Genomic DNA, 20870 nt, shown 5'->3' with positions numbered 1-20870 from the left:
AAGGTGTTTTGCAATGGACGCCACGTTTACGACGAGATCACCGCCTATCGTGAAACATTCAAAGGAATCTCAGGATCAGGCTCATGAGTCATTCTATTTCGTAAATCACGACGAATAATCTCAATAGACCAAAACCAAATCAGATGCCCTACAATTTCCGAGACATGTTCATACCAAGGGAGAACAAAAAGAGAAGGCGTCAGGCCCATCAGCGGAAATGAAATCATATGAACAAACAGTTGAGCCAGCGCACCCGCCAGCAACCCTTGCCATAATTTTATTTTTGGAAAAATTTCTGCAACAACGCAATAACCTACAGCAAAAACAACGGAGAAAATAATATGCGTCACGCCAACCCAATTGAATACATGACCGGCAAAGGTATAAACCGCCGCATTAGGATCAACGACGCCAAGCCAATCGCGTAAAAATACATAAGGAGGATTAAGAAAATTTCGGGAACAGTCAACTTGCCCCGCAGCCCTAATCAATAATTCAGGCGCGCAGGCATCGCTAAACAAATCAGTCGGGCTCCGTGGCGGAAGCGGATTCTCTGCGCCCCACTTCACAAAAGATGAAACAATACCCGCGATCAAACCAATAAAAGCGGCTAACCCATAGCGTCTTCGGGATGGAGCTGTTTGTTCAAAAAAGTTCATTTTTTTCACCAAAATACTCATTAAGAAGTATATTCTTACATAGGAATTACAGACTAATAAAGATGTTAATTGATATATCATCCGGTTTTTCTATTGTATTTTGTTATTAGCGATACGAACCTTAAACATCAATTACCCTGCTAAACAAAAGTGCGCGTTTCATTTATGCGAAACTGTTATTTAAAAAAGTAAAAATGAAATTGCATAGCGTATGACAACGCGATATTTCATCCGGAATAACCCCAAAAGAGAAAATATAGCGTCAGTAAAAATTATGTCGTTATTTTTATGCCTCCTGACACCGGTGGTAGCCGATGTTTTTACCCCATTATCACGCACGGATCTGAATCCCCGGCAAAATCCTCGTTATCAGTCCCCCCACCTATATATATTTTTATGGAATTGAAAATCTATTTTTATTCTTTTACACACATAAGGGCGCACCCTAGAGTAGCGAAAAAACGACCGTAATTTGGCCTTATGTCATTATAAAGGACACCGGGAATGGAAAAAAATCACCTTCAGGTTACAACCGTTGCAGCAGGATTACTCTCGCTGCTTTTCGCCCTAAACCCCGGCGCTTACGCTGCACAAAGCAGTGAAAAACCGGTATCCGGCGGTGTTCTTAATATCGGGCTGGGCAGCGATACGCCCATTATCGATCCCCACATTACTGCCTACGGCGTGACGGCGCTCATCACCCGGAATATCGTGGACTCATTGGTCGGTCAGGCGCTGGACAACTCGTTTACGCCCTGGCTGGCGGAAAGCTGGAAAATTAACGATAACAACACCGAATACACCTTCCACCTGCGCAAAGATGTCACATTCAGCGACGGCACCAAACTGGATGCAGAAGCGGTAAAATACAACCTTGAACGGATTCTCGATCCGAAAACCACCTCCAGCTACGCGAAATCACTATTAGGCCCGGTCGACAAGATCTCAACGCCGGATGCTTATACGGTGGTGATTCACTACAGTGCGCCCTTTGCGCCGCTGTTGCAGGGGCTGAGCCTTCCCTATCTGGGGATCCAGTCGCCGACCTACCTGAAGAAAACGCCCAATACCAGCAACACCGTGGTCGGTTCCGGGCCGTTTATTCTCGATTCCTTTGTGAAAGGCAGCGGCAGCAAGCTATCGAAACGCCCTGATTACAACTGGGCCCCCGGTTTTGCACTGCACACCGGTCCGGCGTATTTGGATAGCGTTAACTTTAAATACTTACCCGAATCATCGGTACGATTGGGCGCCTTGACCAGCGGACAACTGCACGCTATTGATGCCGTGCCACCCGCTAATTTTTCTACGGTAAAAAAGAATCCGCGTCTGGATGTCATCACCAAGGAAAACCCTGGCGTCAACCGGGTACTGTACTTTAATACCACCAAAGGGCCGTTCCAGGACGTCAAGATTCGTCAGGCGTTCCAGCGCGCGGTAGACACCGAGGTGGCGGTTAAAACGGCCTATTTCGGGACGCTTAAACCCGCAGATAACGTATTGGGGCCCACCACCCTTTATTACGATCCGTCGGTAAAATCACGCTGGGGTTTTGATCTGCAAAAAGCCAACCAGTTGCTGGATAGTTCAGGTTGGGGAACGAAGGATAGTGAAGGCTATCGCACTCAGGACGGTAAACGTTTGTCCGTCAGCTTCCCTTATGTCACGACCAATGTTGAAGCGGCGGACGTGACGCTGTTTCAGGCCATTCAGTATCAGGTCAAACAGGCAGGCTTTGAATTGAAGCTGCTTCCGGTTGATGCCGGCGAATTCGCCACGATAGTCAAAGACAACCAGTACGATATCGCGTCCAACTTCTTCACGCGCGCTGAACCGGATATTTTACGTACCGTCTTTGACTCCAACTACATACCGCCCAATGGCAATAACTTTGCGCGGCTCAGCGTGCTGGATGAAAAATTAAGAAAAGCCGTGGGCGCTGGCGATGACGAACGTAAACGGATTTATACCGAGCTCCAGCATGAAATCATCGATCAGGCCTATGTGCTGCCGGTTTATATTTCGGCGTTTCAGTTCGGCGTGTCAAAGCAAGTACAGGGGATAACCTGGGCCACCAATGCAAAACCGAGCCTCTATGATGTCTGGATTAAACGTTAATCTGTACGCATTAGGCAAACGTCTTCTCACCATTCTGGCTGTGCTCTGGGGCGCAGCCACATTGACGTTTATTGCCGTCAAACTCATTCCCGGCGATCCGGTCACGATCCTCAGCGGCGGTGACAACGTGGTGGATGAAGCCTACCGCGCCGCCCTCACGAAGCAATTCGGGTTGGATCAACCGCTATGGATACAATACGTGCGCTACTGCGCGCAGGCGTTACAGGGGGATTTTGGCGTCAGCTATCTCTATCGTCTGCCGGTCGGCAACGTCATTACCGATGCGCTGTATGAAACGCTGCCTTTGGCGCTCGGCGCGCTGACGCTGGCGTCGTGCCTCGCGATGCTCAGCGCGCTGTTGACCGCAGGCCGCTATGGTCCGTTACGTACCGCCGTATCGTGGCTGGAGCTGACGTTGCTCAGCACGCCGGTCTATTGGATCGGCATTGTGCTGCTCAGCCTGTTCAGCTTTCGTCTGCAATGGTTTCCGGTTACCGGCAACGACGGCGTGATGTCGCTGGTGTTGCCGATTATTACGCTGAGTCTGCCGATCGGCGCCATTTTAAGTCAGGTACTGCGCGACGGTCTGGAGGAGGCGCTTTCCCAGCCGTTTTCACTCACCGTGCGTACCCGCGGCGTCAGCGAGACACGTCTGCGCTTTCGTCACGGTTTACGCCATGCTTCACTGGCCGTCTCGACGCTGACCGGCACACTGCTGGCGAGCGTCCTCGGTGGTTCGGTACTGACCGAAACCGTCTTTGGCCGCGCCGGTATCGGACAGGTCACGCTGAGCGCCATTGAAAACCGGGACATGCCGCTGGTGCTGGGCGTGGTGATGCTGTCTGCTTTCCTGTTCGTTGTCATCAATCTGCTGGTGGATGCGCTGTACCTGATGATCGATCCCCGTTTACGTAAGAAGGCGAGCGCCCATGAGTAGTGAACCGATGCCTTTAACGCAGATCCCTGCAAAAACGTTTTATCGCAGCCCGTGGCTGAGCACGGCGACGCTGCTGCCTGCCGCTATCGTTTTCCTGCTGGCGCTGTCGGTCTTTTTCCCCTCGCTGTTTACCAGCAGGACGGTGGATGAGATGGATATGGGAGCGGTGTTCCAGCCGCCAACGGCCACGTACTGGTTCGGCACCGATCAGCTGGGTCGCGACATTTTTGCCCGCGTGGTCCACGGCACGTCGCTATCGCTGGGGATCGGCGTCGGCGCCATGCTGATCGCCTGCGGCGGCGGCGTGCTGCTTGGGACGCTGTCGGTGCTCGCGCCGCTACGTATCCGTCAGGTGCTGGTGCGTCTGCTCGACGTCATGCTGGCCTTTCCCGATCTGCTGCTGGCGCTGCTGGTGATTGCCGTGCTGGGACGCGGACCGGAAAACACCATGCTGGCCGTCGGTCTGGCGGGGATCGCCGGCTACGCGCGTTTGATCCGCTCACAGGTGCTGCACGTCAGGCTCTCCGGCTATGTGGAGCATGCCGTCGCGCTGGGGGAACACCCGCTGTATATCGTCTTTCGCCACATCATTCCCAATACGCTGCGCCCGCTGCTGGTTGTTGCCACCATCGGCGTCGGTCACGCGGTGCTGTCCGCCTCGGCGCTCAGTTTCCTTGGGCTGGGCGTTGCCCCACCGACCGCCGAATGGGGCGCGCTGCTGGCTGACGGACGTAACTTCCTGGATATCGCGCCCTGGGTCAGCCTGCTGCCCGCCAGCGTCGTCGCGCTGTCGGTCATTGCCATCACGCTGCTGGGGCGGCGGTTACAGGCGATCTCAGCCAAAGGAGAGGCGCGATGAACCCGCATACGATAAGCCCCCGACTTGAGCCGGCCCAAACGCCGCTGCTGCGCGTAGACGGCCTGAACGTCGCGTTCCCCAGCCCATTCGGGCCGATTCGTTCGGTAAAAAACCTCTCTTTTCAGGTGAATGCCGGAGAAATTCTGGCGCTGGTCGGTGAATCCGGTTCGGGAAAATCCGTTACCGCGCGTACGCTGGTGGGCCTGTCAGGTGAGCGGGCCGACGTACAGGCCAGCGCGATTGAACTCACGCGCCATGACGGCAGCCGGTGTGATTTACGCTATCTGACCGATCGCGACTGGCGCACCCTTCGCGGTCGCGAAATCGGCTTTATCTTGCAGGATGCGCTGGTGTCTCTCGATCCGCTGCGTAAAATCGGGCAGGAAATCGCGGAGCCGATTCTGACGCATCGCCTGCTGCCCCGTCAGCAGATCCCCGCGCGCGTCGCCCATCTCCTGACGCAGGCGGGCATTCCCGATCCGGAGAACCGTGCCGCGCAGTATCCGCATGAACTTTCCGGCGGTCTGCGCCAGCGTGCGCTCATTGCGTCCGCGCTGGCGGCTGGCCCACAGTTGCTGATTGCCGATGAGCCCACCACCGCGCTGGATGCCACGGTGCAAAAGCAAGTACTGAAGGTCTTTACCGCATTAGCGCAGGCGGGGCACGGTGTTCTGCTAATCACCCACGATCTGGCCGTGGTGGCCGACATTGCCGATCGCGTTATCGTTATGCAGCACGGCTCGCTGGTCGAAAGCGGAAAGACGCGGCAGATCCTGTCTGCGCCGACGCATCCCTACACCCGGAGACTGCTGGCGGCGATCCCGACCGCCTCTACCCGCGGACAGTGGCTGGCCGGCGCGGATCCGCTGCGGGGCGAGGTAACACCGTACCCTGATTCTCCGACGACAATGCATGCCAGTTCCGATGCCATCGCGCTGACGGCGGATCGGATTGCGGTGTCATTCAAGCGTCTGGATGGCAGCCGGATGCAGGCCGTCAATCAGGTTTCTCTTCAGGTTAAGCGCGGTGAAACGCTGGGCATCGTCGGGGAATCCGGCTCGGGTAAAACCACGTTAGGGAAAGTGATTCTGGCGCTGCAAAAGCCGGACAGCGGTGAAATCCGGTTGGCGGGTAGCGCTTGGAGTACGCTGACTGAACGCGAACGCCGACCGCTGCGGGCGCGCATTCAGACGATCACCCAGGATCCGCTGAGCTCGTTCGATCCCCAATTTACCGTCGCCCAGATTCTGCGCCAGCCGCTGCGTTTACGCCGCGATCTGAGCGATGCGGAGCAACAGCGACGCATTCAGACGCTGCTGGAATATGTCGGCTTGACGCCGGATCTGCTGAGCCGACGCCCGACGGCGCTGTCTGGTGGGCAGCGGCAGCGCGTTTCCATCGCCCAAGCGCTGGCTTCAGAGCCTGACATTCTGATCTGCGATGAGCCGGTATCGGCGCTGGACGTCACGACACAGGCGCAGGTATTGGATTTGCTGGTGGCATTACAGCGGCAATTAGGGCTGACGATGCTGTTCATTTCCCACGATCTGGGCGTGGTACAGCACATGAGCCACCGCATCGCGGTGATGAAAGACGGTGAGATCGTAGAAACCGGGCCGGTCGAACAGATCTTCAATCAGCCGCAGCACCCTTACACGCGCCTGCTGCTATCAACGGTGACGGAGTAGCGCTGTTGACAAAGGATTGAGTGGTTAAAAACGCAACGACATTGTACAATGATAAGTACATATCAGGAGGTATAAATGCGTACAATTAGCTACAGTGAAGCCCGACAAAATCTATCGGCAACCATGATGAAAACGGTCGAAGACCGTGCTCCCATTCTTATCACCCGACAGAATGGTGAAGCCTGCGTGCTCATGTCTTTGGAAGAGTATAACTCTCTAGAGGAGACCGCGTATTTACTGCGTTCACCAGCAAATGTAAAAAGACTAATGAACTCAATCGAGAGCCTTAAGGCTGGCAATGGCGAAGAAAGAGATATCATTGAGTGAAGCTAATCTGGTCAGAAGAAGCATGGGAAGACTACCTGTACTGGCAGGACATCGATAAGCGGATGGTCAAAAAGATCAATGAATTAATAAAAGAAACGCGCAGAACACCTTTTGAGGGAAAAGGAAAACCAGAGCCACTTAAACATAATCTTGCGGGTTTCTGGTCGCGCCGTATCACCGAAGAACATCGTCTGGTTTATGCCATCACCGATGACGCCATGATGATCGCTGCCTGCCGCTACCACTATTAACCCCTCATTGATTCAGCCCCCCCATAGCTAAAAAGAGTACGCGGGACAAAAAAGCGCAATCACTCCACATTAAGGAAGCGCTGACGGTAGGCGCTGGGTGAGACGCCGAACGCCTGATGGAACACCGCAGAGAAATAATTACTGTCTTCAAACCCGCACAGTGCGGCAATGTCACCGATAGTCTGCCGATTATAACGCAGCAGTTCCATCGCCTTGCATAGGCGCAGTTGACGCAGATAGTGCGGCACGCTCATGCCGGTCTGGTCTTTAAAGCGCGAACGCAGGCTGCGCGCACTGAATTGATGCTGTTCGCAGAACGCCTCAAAGCGGAACGGGGCAGCGATACTGGCGCGCAGGGCGTTCATCAACATGTCCAACTGCTGCGCCTCAGCCAACTGCGGATTATCCGGCGTGTGGCGGTAACGTGCCGCCAGCAGCGCTATCTGCAACAGCAGCGTCTCGCTCAGTTGTAGCGATAACGCATCTGATTTCATACACTCCCGCGCCAGTTCATCCACCTTATCACGAATGCTGTCCATGCCTTGCGACCCTAAGCACCAGTGGCGCTGGCTTTGCGGGATGTCCCCGTCCGGCAACAGCGCCTGCCAGTCGGCGGACAGCGTCAGACGGTTGCGGATATAGAGGATGTTATCCAGTTCGAGATCGTGAACCGATTCATAGCTGTGACGATCGTGCGCGGAGATATAAAACATATCACCGCGGGTAATACGATAAGGCACGTCGTTCCAGAGATGCAGGCCATTGCCACGCCAAACAATCACCAGCTCATCAAAATCATGGTGATGCAGCGGAAACACCGGCTGCGGATGCCGTTCAGCAACGATGACGGCATTCTTATCCGTCAGAAAATAGTCTTCCGTGTGTAATTTCACCCCCCGCATTGCTGTCGTCATTCCCTCACCCGCCGTTGCTGTTGTCTAACCTTCCCGAGAAAACGCCTGATGGCGTAGTGACTTAGGCGCCTGCGAGAATGCCTTGCGGAATTGCGTCGAAAAGTGATTGCTGTCGCTAAATCCACAGGCATGCGCAATCGTGGTGATCGAATCATCACTCTGCTGCAACCGTCGGCGAGCCTCCAGTAATCTTAACCGATTCAGATAGCGCTGTGGCGTCATCCCGGTGTGTTGTTTGAGCTGACGGTGCAATGTGCGCAGCGGCAACGAGAACTGATCGGCCAGACTGCCCCAGTTCACCTCTTCGCTGTAGTTGTTTTGCAGCCAGCCCAGTAGCGCCTGCACGCCCTGACGTTCTGAGCCATTGCCCTGCGTCTGGAAACAGTGTTGACGCAGTTGCACCAAAATTTGCAGAAACAGACTCTCGCTGGCGGCGATCGCTTCCGGCGCATCGCTCTGCGCCAGTTCAGCCAGACTGTTCATAGACTGTTTCAAGCGCTGCATCCCCGCTCCGTTCACCTGCCACTGCCCTTGCCACTCGCCGTTCGGGCCATACGGCAAAAACGCGGCGATGTCGGAAAGGAAACGGAAACCGCGCGGTGAACGGTACAGCACATTGGTCAGGCACAGTCCGTCCACATCTTCAAACAGATGCCGATCGTTATCGCGCACGAAGAACACCGTCCCGCTGCATAGCGCATAGGGTTGATCGTTAAAGATGTGCACGCCCGCGCCCTGCTCCACCAGCACAATTTCCCAAAAATCATGATAATGCTCAGGAAATGCCGTCTGCGGAGTACGGGGCTCTACCGCGACCGTCACGGCACGCGAGGTAAAAAATTCATCGCCACGAAGTAACGTCATTGCAGTCCTCCCTTCAGCCTTTGGCAAATTGCAGCCGTTGAAAAAGGGTAGCCAGAAGCCGAAAAACCGACCTTAAAATACCGTCACCCACGCGCCCTCTGATTGCCCTTTTTTTAAGATTACGCCACCTAATTCATTGAAGTGTGGAAAGGATCACACCGCCTTTTCCTTATTTTTTGCGTGGTTATCGCCAGAGTAATTTCCCAGATTGTGAGCCCTTTCACGTTCAGCTTTGTCATTTTGCCAGCCGACGGTGACAGATGGCACTCATCGGAAGGTGGCGCCAGTCACCGCTCTTTACACTGCAATACATCCAACAATAAGGAGTAGAGCTATGGCGGTGAAGAATATCGTGGCGGTGGATCTGGGCGCATCCAGTGGTCGGGTGATGCTGGCGACGCTGCACACCGCAACACAGCATCTGACGCTGAAAGAAATTCACCGTTTCAGCAATACGCTGGTGTTTCAGGACGGTCATCACCAATGGGATCTCGCCGCGCTGGAACGCGACATCCTTAGCGGATTACACCAAATCGACGCCATGGGTATCGCCCCCGACAGCATCGGGATCGACAGTTGGGGCGTGGACTACGTGTTGCTCGATAAAGACGGGCGTCTCGTCGGTCTGCCGTACTCCTATCGCGACCACCGCACCGACGGCGTCATGGCCGCCGTGACCGCCGATCTGGGACGTGAAGCGATCTATCAACGCACCGGGATCCAGTTTCTGCCGTTTAATACGCTGTATCAGCTCAAGGCGCTGTGCGAAGCACATCCCGACGCGCTTGAGCAGGCGGCGCATTTACTGATGATCCCCGACTACTTTCACTACCGACTCACGGGAAATCGGGTCTGCGAGTACACCAACGCCAGCACCACCCAACTGCTTAATCTGCAAAAGAAAACCTGGGACGGTGAACTGCTGGACTATGTGGGCGTTCCACGCCGCTGGCTGAGCGAACCGGTGCAGCCGGGGCACGCCGTGGGGAACTGGACCGCGCCGAGCGGACGACTTATTCCCGTCATCGCCGTCGCCACGCACGATACCGCCAGCGCGGTGGTCGGTACGCCGTTACAGGGGAGCGACAGCGCCTATCTCAGCTCCGGCACCTGGTCGCTGATGGGGATCGAGAGCGACAGGCCCTTCAACAGCCCGCAGGCGTTGGCGGCCAATATCACCAACGAAGGCGGCGTGGACGGCACCTATCGGGTGCTGAAAAACATCATGGGCCTGTGGTTGCTACAGCGGGTGTGTCAGGAGCGCGATATCAAGGACTTAGCCACGCTGATTCAGTCCGCCGCGGCCCTCCCCGCTTTCGTCAGCCTGATTAACCCCAACGACGAGCGTTTTATCAATCCGCCGTCCATGCAGCAGGCCATCCGCGACTATTGTCGCGAGCACGGCCAGCCTATTCCCCAAAGCGACGCCGAACTGACGCGCTGTATTTTCGACAGCCTCGCCCTGCTCTACCGGCAGGTTGTAATGGAACTCGGTGAACTGCGCCACGCGCCGATCCGCCAGTTGCACATTGTCGGCGGCGGCAGCCAGAACGCCTTCCTGAACCAGCTGTGCGCCGACGTGTGTCAGATGCCGGTGCTGGCCGGGCCGGTCGAAGCCTCGACGCTGGGCAATATCGGCTGCCAGTTGATGGCATTGGGCGCCGTCGCCGACCTTGCCGCCTTCCGGCGCATGCTGACACATAACTTCCCTCTGCATCGCTACACCCCACGTGCAGAACGTGATTTTGCCGGGCACTGGCGTCGTTTTCAGGCGCTCAGCCAGCCAGAAACCGCCCCGAAGGGCAAAAAGGAGACCACGCAATGAGTACACCAATTGAAACCGCCTGGCAGTTGGCAAAAACGCGTTATGCCAGCCTGAATATTGACGTTGAGGCCGCGCTGAATCAGCTCGACCAGATTCCGGTATCGATGCACTGCTGGCAGGGCGACGATGTAGGCGGATTCGAGAACACCGGCGGGCCGTTAACCGGCGGTATTCAGGCCACGGGCAACTACCCCGGCAAGGCGAACACGCCGGATGAACTGCGTGCCGACCTGGAGCAGGCCTTTGCGCTCATCCCCGGCCCCAAGCGATTAAACCTGCACGCCATCTATCTGGAATCCGCGCAGCCCATCGCCCGCAACGAAATTGCGCCAGCGCATTTCAGCACCTGGGTTGAGTGGGCCAAACGCCACCAACTCGGACTCGATTTTAACCCGACCTGTTTTTCACATCCGCTGAGCGCGGACGGCTTTACGCTGTCGCACCCGGACGAAAAAGTGCGCCGCTTCTGGATTGAACACTGTCAGGCCAGCCGCCGGATTTCTGCTTACTTTGGCCGCGAACTCGGCACCCCATCGGTGATGAACATCTGGGTGCCGGACGGCATGAAAGATCTGACCGTCGATCGTCTGGCGTTCCGCCAGCGGCTGCTCAGCGCGCTGGATGAGATCATCGCCGAACCGCTCGATCCGGCGCACCACATCGACGCGGTGGAAAGTAAACTGTTCGGGATAGGCGCGGAAAGTTTTACCGTAGGCTCCAACGAATTCTATCTTGGCTACGCGGCCAGCCGCGGCACCGCGCTCTGTCTGGATGCCGGCCACTTCCACCCGACCGAGGTGATTTCCGACAAGATTTCCAGCGCGATGCTGTACGTTCCCCGCCTGCTGCTGCATGTCAGCCGTCCGGTCCGCTGGGACAGCGACCATGTGGTGCTGCTGGATGACGAAACGCAGGCCATCGCCCATGAAATCGTGCGGCACAAGCTGTTTAACCGCGTGCACATCGGGCTCGACTTCTTTGATGCCTCGATTAACCGCATCGCCGCCTGGGTCATCGGCACACGCAACATGAAAAAAGCCCTGCTGCGCGCGCTGCTGGAACCCACGGAAACGCTGCGCAAGCTGGAACAAAGCGGCGATTACACCGCGCGTCTTGCCCTGCTGGAAGAGCAAAAATCGCTACCGTGGCAGGCCGTGTGGGAACACTACTGTCAACGTCATGACGTGATCCCAGGCAGCGAATGGCTGCAACAGGTACGTCAGTATGAACACACCATCCTCACTCAACGTCAAGGGTAAGACTATGCAAGCAATTCTCTCTTCCTGGTTTGTACAGGGAATGATTAAAGCCACCAGCGATATGTGGCTTAAAGGCTGGGACGAACGTAACGGCGGCAATGTCAGCCTGCGCCTGACGGCTGAGGACGTTGCCCCTTATGAAAGCGATTTCTCCCCGCAGCCGCGCCACGAGGCCTTGTCCCAACCGATGCCCGCGCTGGCCGACTGCTGGTTCATCGTCACCGGTTCCGGCAAGTTTTTCCGCAATGTTCAGTTAGATCCGGCGGATTCACTGGTGCTGTTGCAGGTCGACAGCGACGGCAAAGGCTACCGTATCTTCTGGGGACTCACCAACGGCGGTCTGCCCACCTCTGAACTGGCCTCACACTTCCAGTCGCACGTTGTCCGTATGGGGGTGACCCACGGGCGTGACCGCGTCATCATGCACTGCCACGCCACCAACCTGATTGCCCTGAGCTATGTGCTGGAGCTGGATAACGCGGTGTTCACCCGCGAACTGTGGGAAGGCAGCACGGAGTGTCTGGTGGTTTTCCCGGACGGCGTGGGGATTGTGCCGTGGATGGTACCGGGCACCGACGCCATTGGCGATGCCACCGCAGAGCAGATGACGCGCCATTCGCTGGTGCTGTGGCCTTTCCACGGTATCTTCGGTTCCGGCCCAACGTTGGATGAAGCCTTCGGGCTGATCGACACCGCCGAAAAATCCGCCGAAGTCATGGTCAAAGTCAGATCAATGGGGGGCAAAAAGCAGACCATCTCGACCGAAGAGCTGATCGCGCTGGGTAAACGTTTCGGCGTCACCCCGATGGAAGCCGCGCTGCGCGCGTAATGCGCTAGCGAAGCTTTCAGCTTCAAACAGCCACGGCAACCACGCCGTGGCGCACTGCCAACGACGACGGAGGACGCAGCCATGTTGCGTAAGGCGTTTGTAATGCCGGTTTTTCCTGACTGCCACGACGAATATCAGCGTCGCCACAATCCCATCTGGCCGGAGCTGGCCGAGACGCTGAAAAATCACGGCGCGCACCACTACAGTATTTTTCTGGATAAGCAGCGCAACCTGCTGTTCGGCTATGTGGAAGTGGAATCAGAAGCGCGCTGGGAAGCGATTTCGCAAACGGAAGTCTGCCAGCGCTGGTGGAAACAGATGCGCGATGTGATGCCTGCCAACCCGGACAACAGCCCGGTGAGTGACGAGTTGGAATCCGTTTTCTATCTGGACTAACGACCGGCTTCGCACGTCTATCGCCCCGCCGCACGAAGGGGCGATCGCCTCAAAACGTCATCACCGACGCCAGGAGCCTTCGGGCGTAAGGGTGCTGCACCTGCCCCAGCGACGTCATGTCGTCCACGCGTTCAATCACGCGTCCAGACTGGAGAAAGATCGCCCGCTGACACAGATACGCGATGGCCGCCAAATCATGGCTGATAAACAAATAGGTCAGTCCTAGGTTGGCGCGCAATTCGACCAGGAGATCCAACACCTGTACCTGAACAGACATATCCAGCGCGCTTACCGCTTCATCCAGCACGATAAATTGCGGCTGGCAGGCCATCGCGCGAGCGATACACACACGTTGCATCTGTCCCCCGCTCAACTGATGGGGAAAACGCTCACACAAATCGTTCGACAGACCGACCTGCTCCAGCAGCGCCACAACCTGTCGATTTATCGCCGCACGTTGCCTTACGCCGCGTACCCGCAGAGGTTCCGCAACAATATCCAGCACCGTCATCGAGGGGTTGGCTGAAGAAGTGTAATCCTGAAAAACGGCGCTGACGCGAGTGCGTTCATCACGTCTGCGCGACCAGAAACGCCGCGGTGCGCCAACAGTTTGACCCGCCAGCGTCACCCGGCCGCTTTTCGGCGCTTCAAGCCCCAGCAAGATCCGCGCCAGCGTACTTTTCCCACTCCCGCTTTCGCCAATAATGCCCAGACATTCCCCCTGACGCACCTGAAAGGAGACATCATGCAGTACGGACTGCCACTGACCGCCGCGTTCACTCGGGTAGCCGTGGCTGACGTGCGCGACATCAACCAACACGGTCATAAGCGACCTCTTTCTTCACGGCTTCCATGTCGTTCGCTGGCGGACTCAGCAGCGCCTGATAGCGTCGCTGCAACGCCTGACGAGAGGCGACCAGATAGCGGGTATGTTCGTGCTGTGGATGGCGCAATACCTGACGGACCTCCCCTTGTTCAACGCTCCTTCCCTGATGCATCACCAGTACGCGGTCGGCAATGTGATTGATGACGCCAAAATCATGCGAAATAAAAATCATGGTCGTGCCCAGCCGTTCCCGAATCGCGCGAAACGCCGTCATGATGTCATGCTGAGTCACCGAATCCAGCGCCGTTGTCGGTTCATCGGCAATCAGCAACTGCGGCTCCAGCGCCAACGCAATCGCGATCATGATGCGCTGTAACATGCCGCCGCTAATCTGACTGGGATAACGATCGAACAGCGCGATGACATCGCGCAGGGAAACGTTTTGCATCATCTCCAGCGCACGCTCGCGTGCCTCACGCGGGGATAACGCCAGATGCGTCGTAAAGGTTTCCACCATCTGCTTTCCAACCGATTGCAGCGGATCAAAAGCGTTCATCGGGTGTTGCAGGATCATGCCAATCGTTTTTCCCCGCAGCGCCCGCATCTTCTCCGGCGGCTGTGCCAACAGATCCACGCCGTTCAGCCAGGCCCGTCCCGAACAGGTGAACGCGCGATCCAATAACCCCATCAACGTGCGGCAGGTCAGGCTTTTTCCACTCCCGCTTTCCCCCACCAGGCCAAGGCAAGCATGGCGCGGCAGTGAAAAATGAATATCCTCCAGCAGAGGCTCCCCGCTCGCTTTCAGCGCCACCTGCATATTCTCAACGCGTAATAATTCTGTCATTGCCGGGCCTCCCGTGGGTCCATCGCATCACGCAGGCAGTCCCCCAACAAATTGAACGCCGCCACGACCACCAGAATCGCCAGCCCCGGCGCCAGCATTTGCGTGGGGTGGCTCATCATCACTTTTTGCGCCTCGCTAAGCATCGTTCCCCACTCTGCCGTCGGCGCTTGCACGCCTAATCCGAGAAACGACAGCGCCGAGATGTTCAGAATCACCCACCCCGTATCCAGCGTTGCCAGTACGACGATTTCGGACAGCGTATTGGGCAATAAATGGCGCCGCAGAATAAACCACAGCGGCGTGCCGCTGGCGCGCGAAAACAAAATATAGTTTTTTTGACTGTGTTTAATCACAATGCCCCGGATCATGCGGGTGTACCAGGCCCACTTCACCAGAATATTGGCCACGATCACGTTCACGATGCCAACGCCCAGCACCCCGACAATCGCCAGAATCATGATCTGGCTGGGGAAGGACAGCATGATGTCGCAAGCGCGCATCATGACCTCATCGAATCGGCCACGGAAATACCCTGACAGGAAACCAAACAGGCAACCGATCGTAATGGTAACGGCCATCGTCAGCAGCGCCAGAAACAGCGTCGTCCGTACACCAAACATCAGCCGCGAGAGTATGCAACGGCCAAGGTGATCGGATCCCAGAGGAAAACGGGCGCTAAAATCGGCATATTTACGGGCGATATTAATTTTGTTTGGGTCGGCAGGCGCCAGCCACGGGGCAAAAACGCCAATGGCGACCACCGCCACAATCACCAACAGACAAAACACGGCAACTTTATCGCGCAGCAGTTTTTGCAAAAACGACATCCTACTCTCCCTGTCGTAAAGTCGGGTCCATCCAGCGTTGAATAATATCCACCAGCAAATTGCAGAGCACGAACAGCACCGCCATCATCAGGATATAAGCCTGAATCACCGGATAGTCACGGCTGAAAATCGCTGAAATGCAGAGCCGTCCAACGCCGGGCCAGGCAAAGATATTTTCGATAATCACCGTACCGGCCAGCAGCTGTGGAATACTCATCCCCAGCGCCGTAATACTGCTGTGCAATGAGTTTCTCAGCACGTGACGCAGAATAATGCGCCTTTCCGTCAGCCCGCGGGCGCGGGCGTAGTAGACATAGTATTGCTGCATATTTTCCAGCATGTTATTGCGAATCAACCGGATATAGATGGCGATGTAAACCATAGACAGCGTCACCGCGGGCAGGATGATGTGGGAAAACGAGCCGCTGCCGCTGGTCGGCAGCCAGTCCCATGCCAATGCAAGCCACCAGATCATGAGCAGACCAAGCCAATAGCTGGGCATCGCCGTACCGAGAAAGACCAGCGTGCGTATAACGCGATCGAACAGGCTATCTTTATATACGGCGCTCAGTACGCCGAGCGGAATACTGACGCACAGGATGATAACCAGCGCCAGCGCGGCCAACGACAGGGTGGCAGGCAAACACCGTGCGATCTCATCCAGCACCAGCCGATTGTTGACGTAGGAGTAACCAAAATCCAGCCGCACGGCATCGGCCAGCCAGTAGGCGTAACGCAACAGGAAAGGGCGATCTAACCCTAACTGTTGGCGCATCGCCGCGATCGATTCCGGTGTAGGAATGATCTCGTTCACGCGCAGCGCCACCTCAGCCGGATCGGCAGGCACTAAATTCAGCAACAAAAAAGAAATAAACGAAATACCGAACAGGATCGGTATCGTCAGCAACAGGCGTCGGCAGAGGTAGGTTTTCACATCACAATCCTGTCATTTCACCACGATATCCACAGCACGCCCCCGTTTTTCCTGATGGAAAAACGGGGGCGTCGCCACACGCTATTCGCGCGACATCCGATCAAACGGGATCTCAAACTGTGAAGGATTAAATTCTACGTTTTTCACACTCTTCACATACACGGCGCGGTTGCGCTCGTAGGTCAAGGGGAGATAGACCGCTTCGTCATGCAGCGTGGTCAGCACGTAGCGATAGTCTTCCTGCCGGGCTTTTTCATCGGTGGTCACCAACGCGTGGCTAATCCGCTCATCGATGTGTTTTTTCTCCGCCAGCCCCTGTTGAGCGGCATAGTCGCCATAGACGGGTAACTTCATGCCCGACAGGAAAGACTGCGGATCGTAGGGGGTCCCCCAGGAGATGTTAAACACGATGTCGAATTTACCGGCTTTTTGCCTGTCGCGATAAGCCTGTTCCTCTTCGCCATACGGCTTCAGCTCAATGCCCAACGTCGCGAATTCGCTTTGCAAATATTCGGCAATCACTTTCTGAGATGCCGTGTTGCTGTCGTAGTAAATGCCGATGGAAAGCGGCTTACCCGCTTTCTGGCGCCACGTCTGCCCGGCGCTTTTTACCCAGCCCGCCTCATCCAGCAACGCCGCCGCCTTATCCAGATCGTAGGCGTAAGGTTTAAGGCCGATATTGCTGTACGGCACGTTTTTCGCCAGCAGCGTGTCAGCGGGAATTTCACTGCCGTTGAAAATCCCCTCGGCGATATCAACCTTGTTCACCGCATGTTGCAACGCCTGCCGCACGCGCGCATCCTTCAGATTTTCCGATGTCGTATTCATCAGCAGCATACGCGTCGAAACGGGTGCGGAAAGCTGCGTCGTAAATTTTTTATTCTGACTCAACTGAGTAAACGCATCGGCATCGATCATGTTTTTGCCGTAAATCATCTCGATTTCGCCCTTTTGCAAGGCCAGCAAACGCGTCTGGTTATCGGGTATCACCTTCATCGTGATGCGTTGCAACCGGGGTTTTTCCCCCCAATAGTAGGGATTCAGCGTAAAGACGGCGTACTCATCGGTTTTGTGCTCGCTCATCACATACGGCCCGGTGCCGATGTAGGCTTTCACGCCCGTTTTCGTCCCGCCGTCCTTCATCGCCGCGGGTGAAATAAAGCGCATCGGACGGGTAACGGCGAGTTCAACGAGGAAAGGATAATAGGGCTCTTTCAGCGTAAAGCGCAGGCGGCGCTCATCCAATGCCTCCACGTTATCGATGATACGCACCATCTCCAACCAGCCGTGACGCTCACGGTTATCCAATACGGCATCAATATTTTGTTTCGCGGTCTGCGCGGTAAACGCCACGCCATCGCTGAATTTCACCCCCTGACGCAGCGTAAAGGTATAGACCTTGCCATCTGCCGAGATATCCCACTTTTCCGCCAGCCAGGGCTGAATGCCCTGTGGCGTGACTTTCACCAATGACTCATACAGCATGTTTTGCGCCCAGATCTCCCCCGAATAAATATGGGGGTTGAGATCGCGCGTATCGCGGAAATTCGCGAATGTAAGAGAAGAGAGGGTCTGCGCCCACGCCGGATTGATAAAAAATGGAGAGAGGCAGAGCAAAAATGCGGCAGTCAGACGACTGACGGCACGTTTGCCATTTTGCGTATCGATCTTATTAGTCCGTGTTTTTAATTCGCACATCGTCATCGTTCCTTTACCAGCCTGGTTGCGAAAACAAATCGAAGAAACCGCCCGAAATCGGCAAATACCACATCATTCCGCCCAAATAATACTCATTATCATTTAGAAAAAAATGACGCAGCGCAGGATGGCGGCATTCTTCCAACAGATGGATCCGGATGCTTTGATATGGCGCACATTCTACTGACCATGACGCAACGCCACACATGTTGATGTTCGATTTAGGTTCATTCCGTTATTGTTTCATCACTAAATTACATAGCCTGTTTTTGATTAACCACGCTTTTCGCATTTCGTAATACGGCGATAAGGAAGCTTGGTTGCTGCGTCGTCGCACTGCGGGTCAAGCGCGCTGATATCCGCTGCTTTGGCCAATGGTTTTGATCGCTTTTTTACTGCGGGTACCCATCATCCGACTCTCAGGAAGGCACATGAAATACTCTAGCCACACACTTAAGATCGTTATCCTTTTTCTTATCCTGATTTCACTGGTTAACATCATTATTCTGCTCAGCGCCACTTAAACGCTAACGCGGCCAATACCGCGCGCCACATTCATCCCCCTTAGGCAAAAGCGTTAACCTCGCCAAAAAGAGGGGACGATAAGACCTTAAATAGAGCGCGATAAATGTCTGCTCACCCGGCGTAAAGATCGCAGGCACACTTTTTTTAAGGAAATCGTGCGCTAAACGCTAAATCATTACCTGACGCCGCCGAAACTAAAGAGCCATGTCTATTTTACAACCTGTCCCTGTCAGACACGGACGACTTGCAGGTTATGGAGCACACCAATGAAATTCCTTCACCACATCTCGATCCGCAGCAAGTTTATTCTTGCCCTTCTCCCGCTCATTCTTACCCTCTTGTGGTTCAGCGGCTCAGGCGTGCTGGAACGCCGCCATACCGAGAATGAAATGATTCGTATGGATAAACTCATTACGCTGGCGAGCGATGCCGGGGAGTTCGCCCACCAGCTACAGCGCGAACGCGGCATGAGCGCAGGCTATTTTGGCAGCCAGGGGAAACGTTTCGGCACAGAGCTTTCCACCCAGCGACAGCACACCGATCGGGCGCAACAAATACTGGAACACACCATTGCCAACCTGAATCAAAACGAACTTGGGAGTGATGTCAGCGCGAAACTCGGCCAGATAGCACAGAACGTGCAACAGATAGGGGAGTATCGTCGCGCAGTCGATAATATGTCGATATCCGTCACTCAGGCGCTGGGGTACTATTCCGACGCCATCGCCAACCTGCTGAATATCGTCGGCGACATGACCCATCTGGTTAGCGACGGCGGCATTGCCCAGCGGCTGGCGGCGTATTACAGCCTGCTGAGCGTCAAGGAACAGGCAGGTCTGGAGCGTGCGGTGCTCTCCAACGTCTTCTCTGCCGATCGCTTTGATCCGGGGATGTTTGAACGCCTGAACCAGATCGTTGGCAAAGGCGATGCCTATGCCACCGCCTATAACATGTTTTCCACCCCCGAACTGCGTCAGACGTTTGAACAGGCCATCAATAATTCGTCTGCGCAGAGCGCGTTACAGATGCGCAACAAAGCCATTGCGTCCCCTGACGGCGATTTTGCCATCGATGCCAATCAGTGGTTCAGCCAACAAACAGCCAAAATCGACGAATTGAAAAAGGTAGAACAACTCGCCGTCAGCGATCTGACCGCACAGGTCAAAGCCTTAGCCTCCCATGCCCGCCAATCCTGGATTAGCTATCTGGCCGGCGCGCTGGTGTCTTTGCTGATGGCTATCGGACTGGCCCTGATCATTATGCGCAGTATCAATGAGCATCTTCAGCAAACGCTGACGACCATACGCGACATGGGCGGCGATCTCACTCGCCGCCTGCACGTACCGGGCAACGATGAGCTGTCGCAATTGAATCAGGCGTATAACGTATCACTGGAAAACATTGCCGCTATGGTGGTCAGCATCAAGCTCAGCTCACAGACCATCGGACGCGCCAGCAGCGAGATTGCCAACGGCAATCAGGATCTGGCCCAGCGTACCGAAGAACAATCCTCCTCGCTGATACAAACCGCCAGCAGCATGGAAGAGATTACCGTGACGGTAAAACAGACAGCAGACTTTGCCAGACAGGCTCACCAATTGACGACAGAGGTGGACGAGCAGGCGCTGCACGTGGGAACTATCACCGCATCCGCCAGTGGCGCGATGGAGAAAATTCAGGATGCCAGCCAGCGCGTCAACACAGTGATCGCCGCCATTGACGGCATCGCCTTCCAGACCAACCTGCTGGCGCTGAACGCCGCCGTTGAGGCTGCACGAGCAGGGACACACGGACGCGGGTTCTCCGTTGTCGCTTCCGAAGTACGGCAGTTGTCACAGCGCAGTGCGGACGAAGCGGGGAAAATCCGTGCGCTCATTGCCGACAGCATTGCCAGCGTCAGTGAAGGTACGAAACTGGTTAACCAATCAAATCAGGGCATTACCGACATTATCAACGGCATACATAAAGTGCGCGATCTGATGAATGAAATCGCCACCGCCACGGATGAGCAATCGCTGGGCATTGTGCAAATTAACGAAGCGCTGAACCAGTTGGAAATGGTCACCCAGCAAAATGCGACGCTGGTTTCACAGGCGTCCGTCGCCAGCCAGCTATTGGATGAGCAGGCGATGGAAATGGAATCGCTGGTCAGCCGCTTCAAGGTTGACGACAGCACGCCGCAGCCTGCATTGCAGCAAGCGTTATTACCCAATTAAGCCCCTTTCTCCTCACACCGCCGGGTGGCGTCACCCGGTTTCATCCCCATTTTCGGCAAGCGCTTTCCTTGGCC

The 20870-nt window shown here is 55.6% G+C and carries 19 protein-coding genes; 11 read left to right on the top strand and 8 right to left on the bottom strand.

What is annotated here, in order from left to right:
* Window positions 1–44: 44 nt before the first annotated feature.
* A complete protein-coding gene (locus EDC54_RS05295; RefSeq protein ID WP_132454434.1) occupies window positions 45–659 on the bottom strand; it encodes a YagU family protein in 615 nt (204 codons plus the stop codon).
* A 504-nt stretch (window positions 660–1163) separates the two neighbouring features.
* On the opposite strand from EDC54_RS05295, the gene EDC54_RS05290 reads away from it, so the two are divergent.
* The 6 genes from EDC54_RS05290 to EDC54_RS05265 all read left to right on the top strand — a co-directional run bounded on the left by EDC54_RS05290 (window position 1164) and on the right by EDC54_RS05265 (window position 6839).
* Window positions 1164–2777 (top strand): ABC transporter substrate-binding protein, encoded by a 1614-nt coding sequence (locus tag EDC54_RS05290; protein ID WP_132454002.1) that lies wholly within the window; start codon window positions 1164–1166, stop codon window positions 2775–2777.
* A complete protein-coding gene (locus tag EDC54_RS05285) occupies window positions 2755–3714 on the top strand; it encodes an ABC transporter permease (protein WP_132454000.1) in 960 nt (319 codons plus the stop codon). The genes EDC54_RS05290 and EDC54_RS05285 overlap by 23 nt, the downstream gene beginning before the upstream one ends.
* Complete coding sequence (locus EDC54_RS05280; RefSeq protein WP_132453998.1) at window positions 3707–4573, top strand: ABC transporter permease; 867 nt, start codon at window positions 3707–3709, stop codon at window positions 4571–4573. Before EDC54_RS05285 ends, EDC54_RS05280 begins: the two co-directional genes overlap by 8 nt.
* On the top strand, window positions 4570–6261 hold the full coding sequence (locus EDC54_RS05275) for a dipeptide ABC transporter ATP-binding protein (RefSeq protein WP_132453996.1): 1692 nt from the start codon (window positions 4570–4572) through the stop codon (window positions 6259–6261). Before EDC54_RS05280 ends, EDC54_RS05275 begins: the two co-directional genes overlap by 4 nt.
* Before the next feature lie 75 nt (window positions 6262–6336).
* Window positions 6337–6588: a YoeB-YefM toxin-antitoxin system antitoxin YefM gene (gene yefM / locus EDC54_RS05270; RefSeq protein ID WP_132453994.1), complete on the top strand. Its 252-nt coding sequence runs from the start codon at window positions 6337–6339 to the stop codon at window positions 6586–6588.
* Complete coding sequence (locus EDC54_RS05265) at window positions 6585–6839, top strand: Txe/YoeB family addiction module toxin (protein WP_039282578.1); 255 nt, start codon at window positions 6585–6587, stop codon at window positions 6837–6839. The genes yefM and EDC54_RS05265 overlap by 4 nt, the downstream gene beginning before the upstream one ends.
* Before the next feature lie 59 nt (window positions 6840–6898).
* Here EDC54_RS05265 and EDC54_RS05260 read toward each other — a convergent pair whose 3' ends face one another.
* Complete coding sequence (locus EDC54_RS05260; RefSeq protein ID WP_132453992.1) at window positions 6899–7753, bottom strand: helix-turn-helix domain-containing protein; 855 nt, start codon at window positions 7751–7753, stop codon at window positions 6899–6901.
* Window positions 7754–7777: 24 nt separating this feature from the next.
* Window positions 7778–8617: an HTH-type transcriptional activator RhaS gene (gene rhaS / locus EDC54_RS05255; protein WP_132453990.1), complete on the bottom strand. Its 840-nt coding sequence runs from the start codon at window positions 8615–8617 to the stop codon at window positions 7778–7780.
* A gap of 334 nt (window positions 8618–8951) precedes the next feature.
* Between rhaS and rhaB the strand changes: the two genes are divergently transcribed.
* The 4 genes from rhaB to rhaM all read left to right on the top strand — a co-directional run bounded on the left by rhaB (window position 8952) and on the right by rhaM (window position 12926).
* Window positions 8952–10442, top strand: a complete 1491-nt coding sequence (gene rhaB / locus EDC54_RS05250; RefSeq protein WP_132453988.1) for a rhamnulokinase — start codon at window positions 8952–8954, stop codon at window positions 10440–10442.
* Entirely contained in the window at window positions 10439–11701 is a 1263-nt protein-coding gene (locus EDC54_RS05245) for an L-rhamnose isomerase (protein WP_132453986.1), read from the top strand. The genes rhaB and EDC54_RS05245 overlap by 4 nt, the downstream gene beginning before the upstream one ends.
* Before the next feature lie 4 nt (window positions 11702–11705).
* The gene (gene rhaD / locus EDC54_RS05240; protein ID WP_132453984.1) at window positions 11706–12530 is read left to right on the top strand and encodes a rhamnulose-1-phosphate aldolase; all 825 of its coding nucleotides are present in this window, start codon (window positions 11706–11708) and stop codon (window positions 12528–12530) included.
* A gap of 81 nt (window positions 12531–12611) precedes the next feature.
* Window positions 12612–12926 (top strand): L-rhamnose mutarotase, encoded by a 315-nt coding sequence (gene rhaM, locus EDC54_RS05235; protein WP_132453982.1) that lies wholly within the window; start codon window positions 12612–12614, stop codon window positions 12924–12926.
* A gap of 49 nt (window positions 12927–12975) precedes the next feature.
* Here the strand turns inward: rhaM and EDC54_RS05230 are convergent, their stop codons facing one another.
* The 5 genes from EDC54_RS05230 to nikA all read right to left on the bottom strand — a co-directional run bounded on the left by EDC54_RS05230 (window position 12976) and on the right by nikA (window position 18055).
* On the bottom strand, window positions 12976–13752 hold the full coding sequence (locus EDC54_RS05230) for an ABC transporter ATP-binding protein (protein WP_132453980.1): 777 nt from the start codon (window positions 13750–13752) through the stop codon (window positions 12976–12978).
* The gene (locus EDC54_RS05225; protein ID WP_132453978.1) at window positions 13736–14596 is read right to left on the bottom strand and encodes an ABC transporter ATP-binding protein; all 861 of its coding nucleotides are present in this window, start codon (window positions 14594–14596) and stop codon (window positions 13736–13738) included. The genes EDC54_RS05230 and EDC54_RS05225 overlap by 17 nt, the downstream gene beginning before the upstream one ends.
* Complete coding sequence (opp1C, locus tag EDC54_RS05220) at window positions 14593–15423, bottom strand: nickel/cobalt ABC transporter permease (RefSeq protein WP_132453976.1); 831 nt, start codon at window positions 15421–15423, stop codon at window positions 14593–14595. The genes EDC54_RS05225 and opp1C overlap by 4 nt, the downstream gene beginning before the upstream one ends.
* A 1-nt stretch (window position 15424) precedes the next feature.
* Entirely contained in the window at window positions 15425–16357 is a 933-nt protein-coding gene (gene opp1B, locus EDC54_RS05215; protein WP_132453974.1) for a nickel/cobalt ABC transporter permease, read from the bottom strand.
* A gap of 81 nt (window positions 16358–16438) precedes the next feature.
* Window positions 16439–18055, bottom strand: coding sequence for a nickel ABC transporter substrate-binding protein (gene nikA, locus EDC54_RS05210; protein WP_132453972.1), 1617 nt, complete (start codon window positions 18053–18055; stop codon window positions 16439–16441).
* Between the two features lie 791 nt (window positions 18056–18846).
* Between nikA and EDC54_RS05205 the strand changes: the two genes are divergently transcribed.
* Window positions 18847–20796 carry a methyl-accepting chemotaxis protein gene (locus EDC54_RS05205; RefSeq protein WP_132453970.1) on the top strand — a complete coding sequence of 650 codons (1950 nt, stop codon included), beginning with the start codon at window positions 18847–18849 and terminating at the stop codon, window positions 20794–20796.
* The last annotated feature ends 74 nt before the right edge of the window (window positions 20797–20870 follow it).

It is taken from the genome of Samsonia erythrinae (assembly GCF_004342665.1).
GTDB lineage: Bacteria > Pseudomonadota > Gammaproteobacteria > Enterobacterales > Enterobacteriaceae > Samsonia > Samsonia erythrinae.
This window is presented reverse-complemented; position numbering and strand designations above follow the sequence as displayed.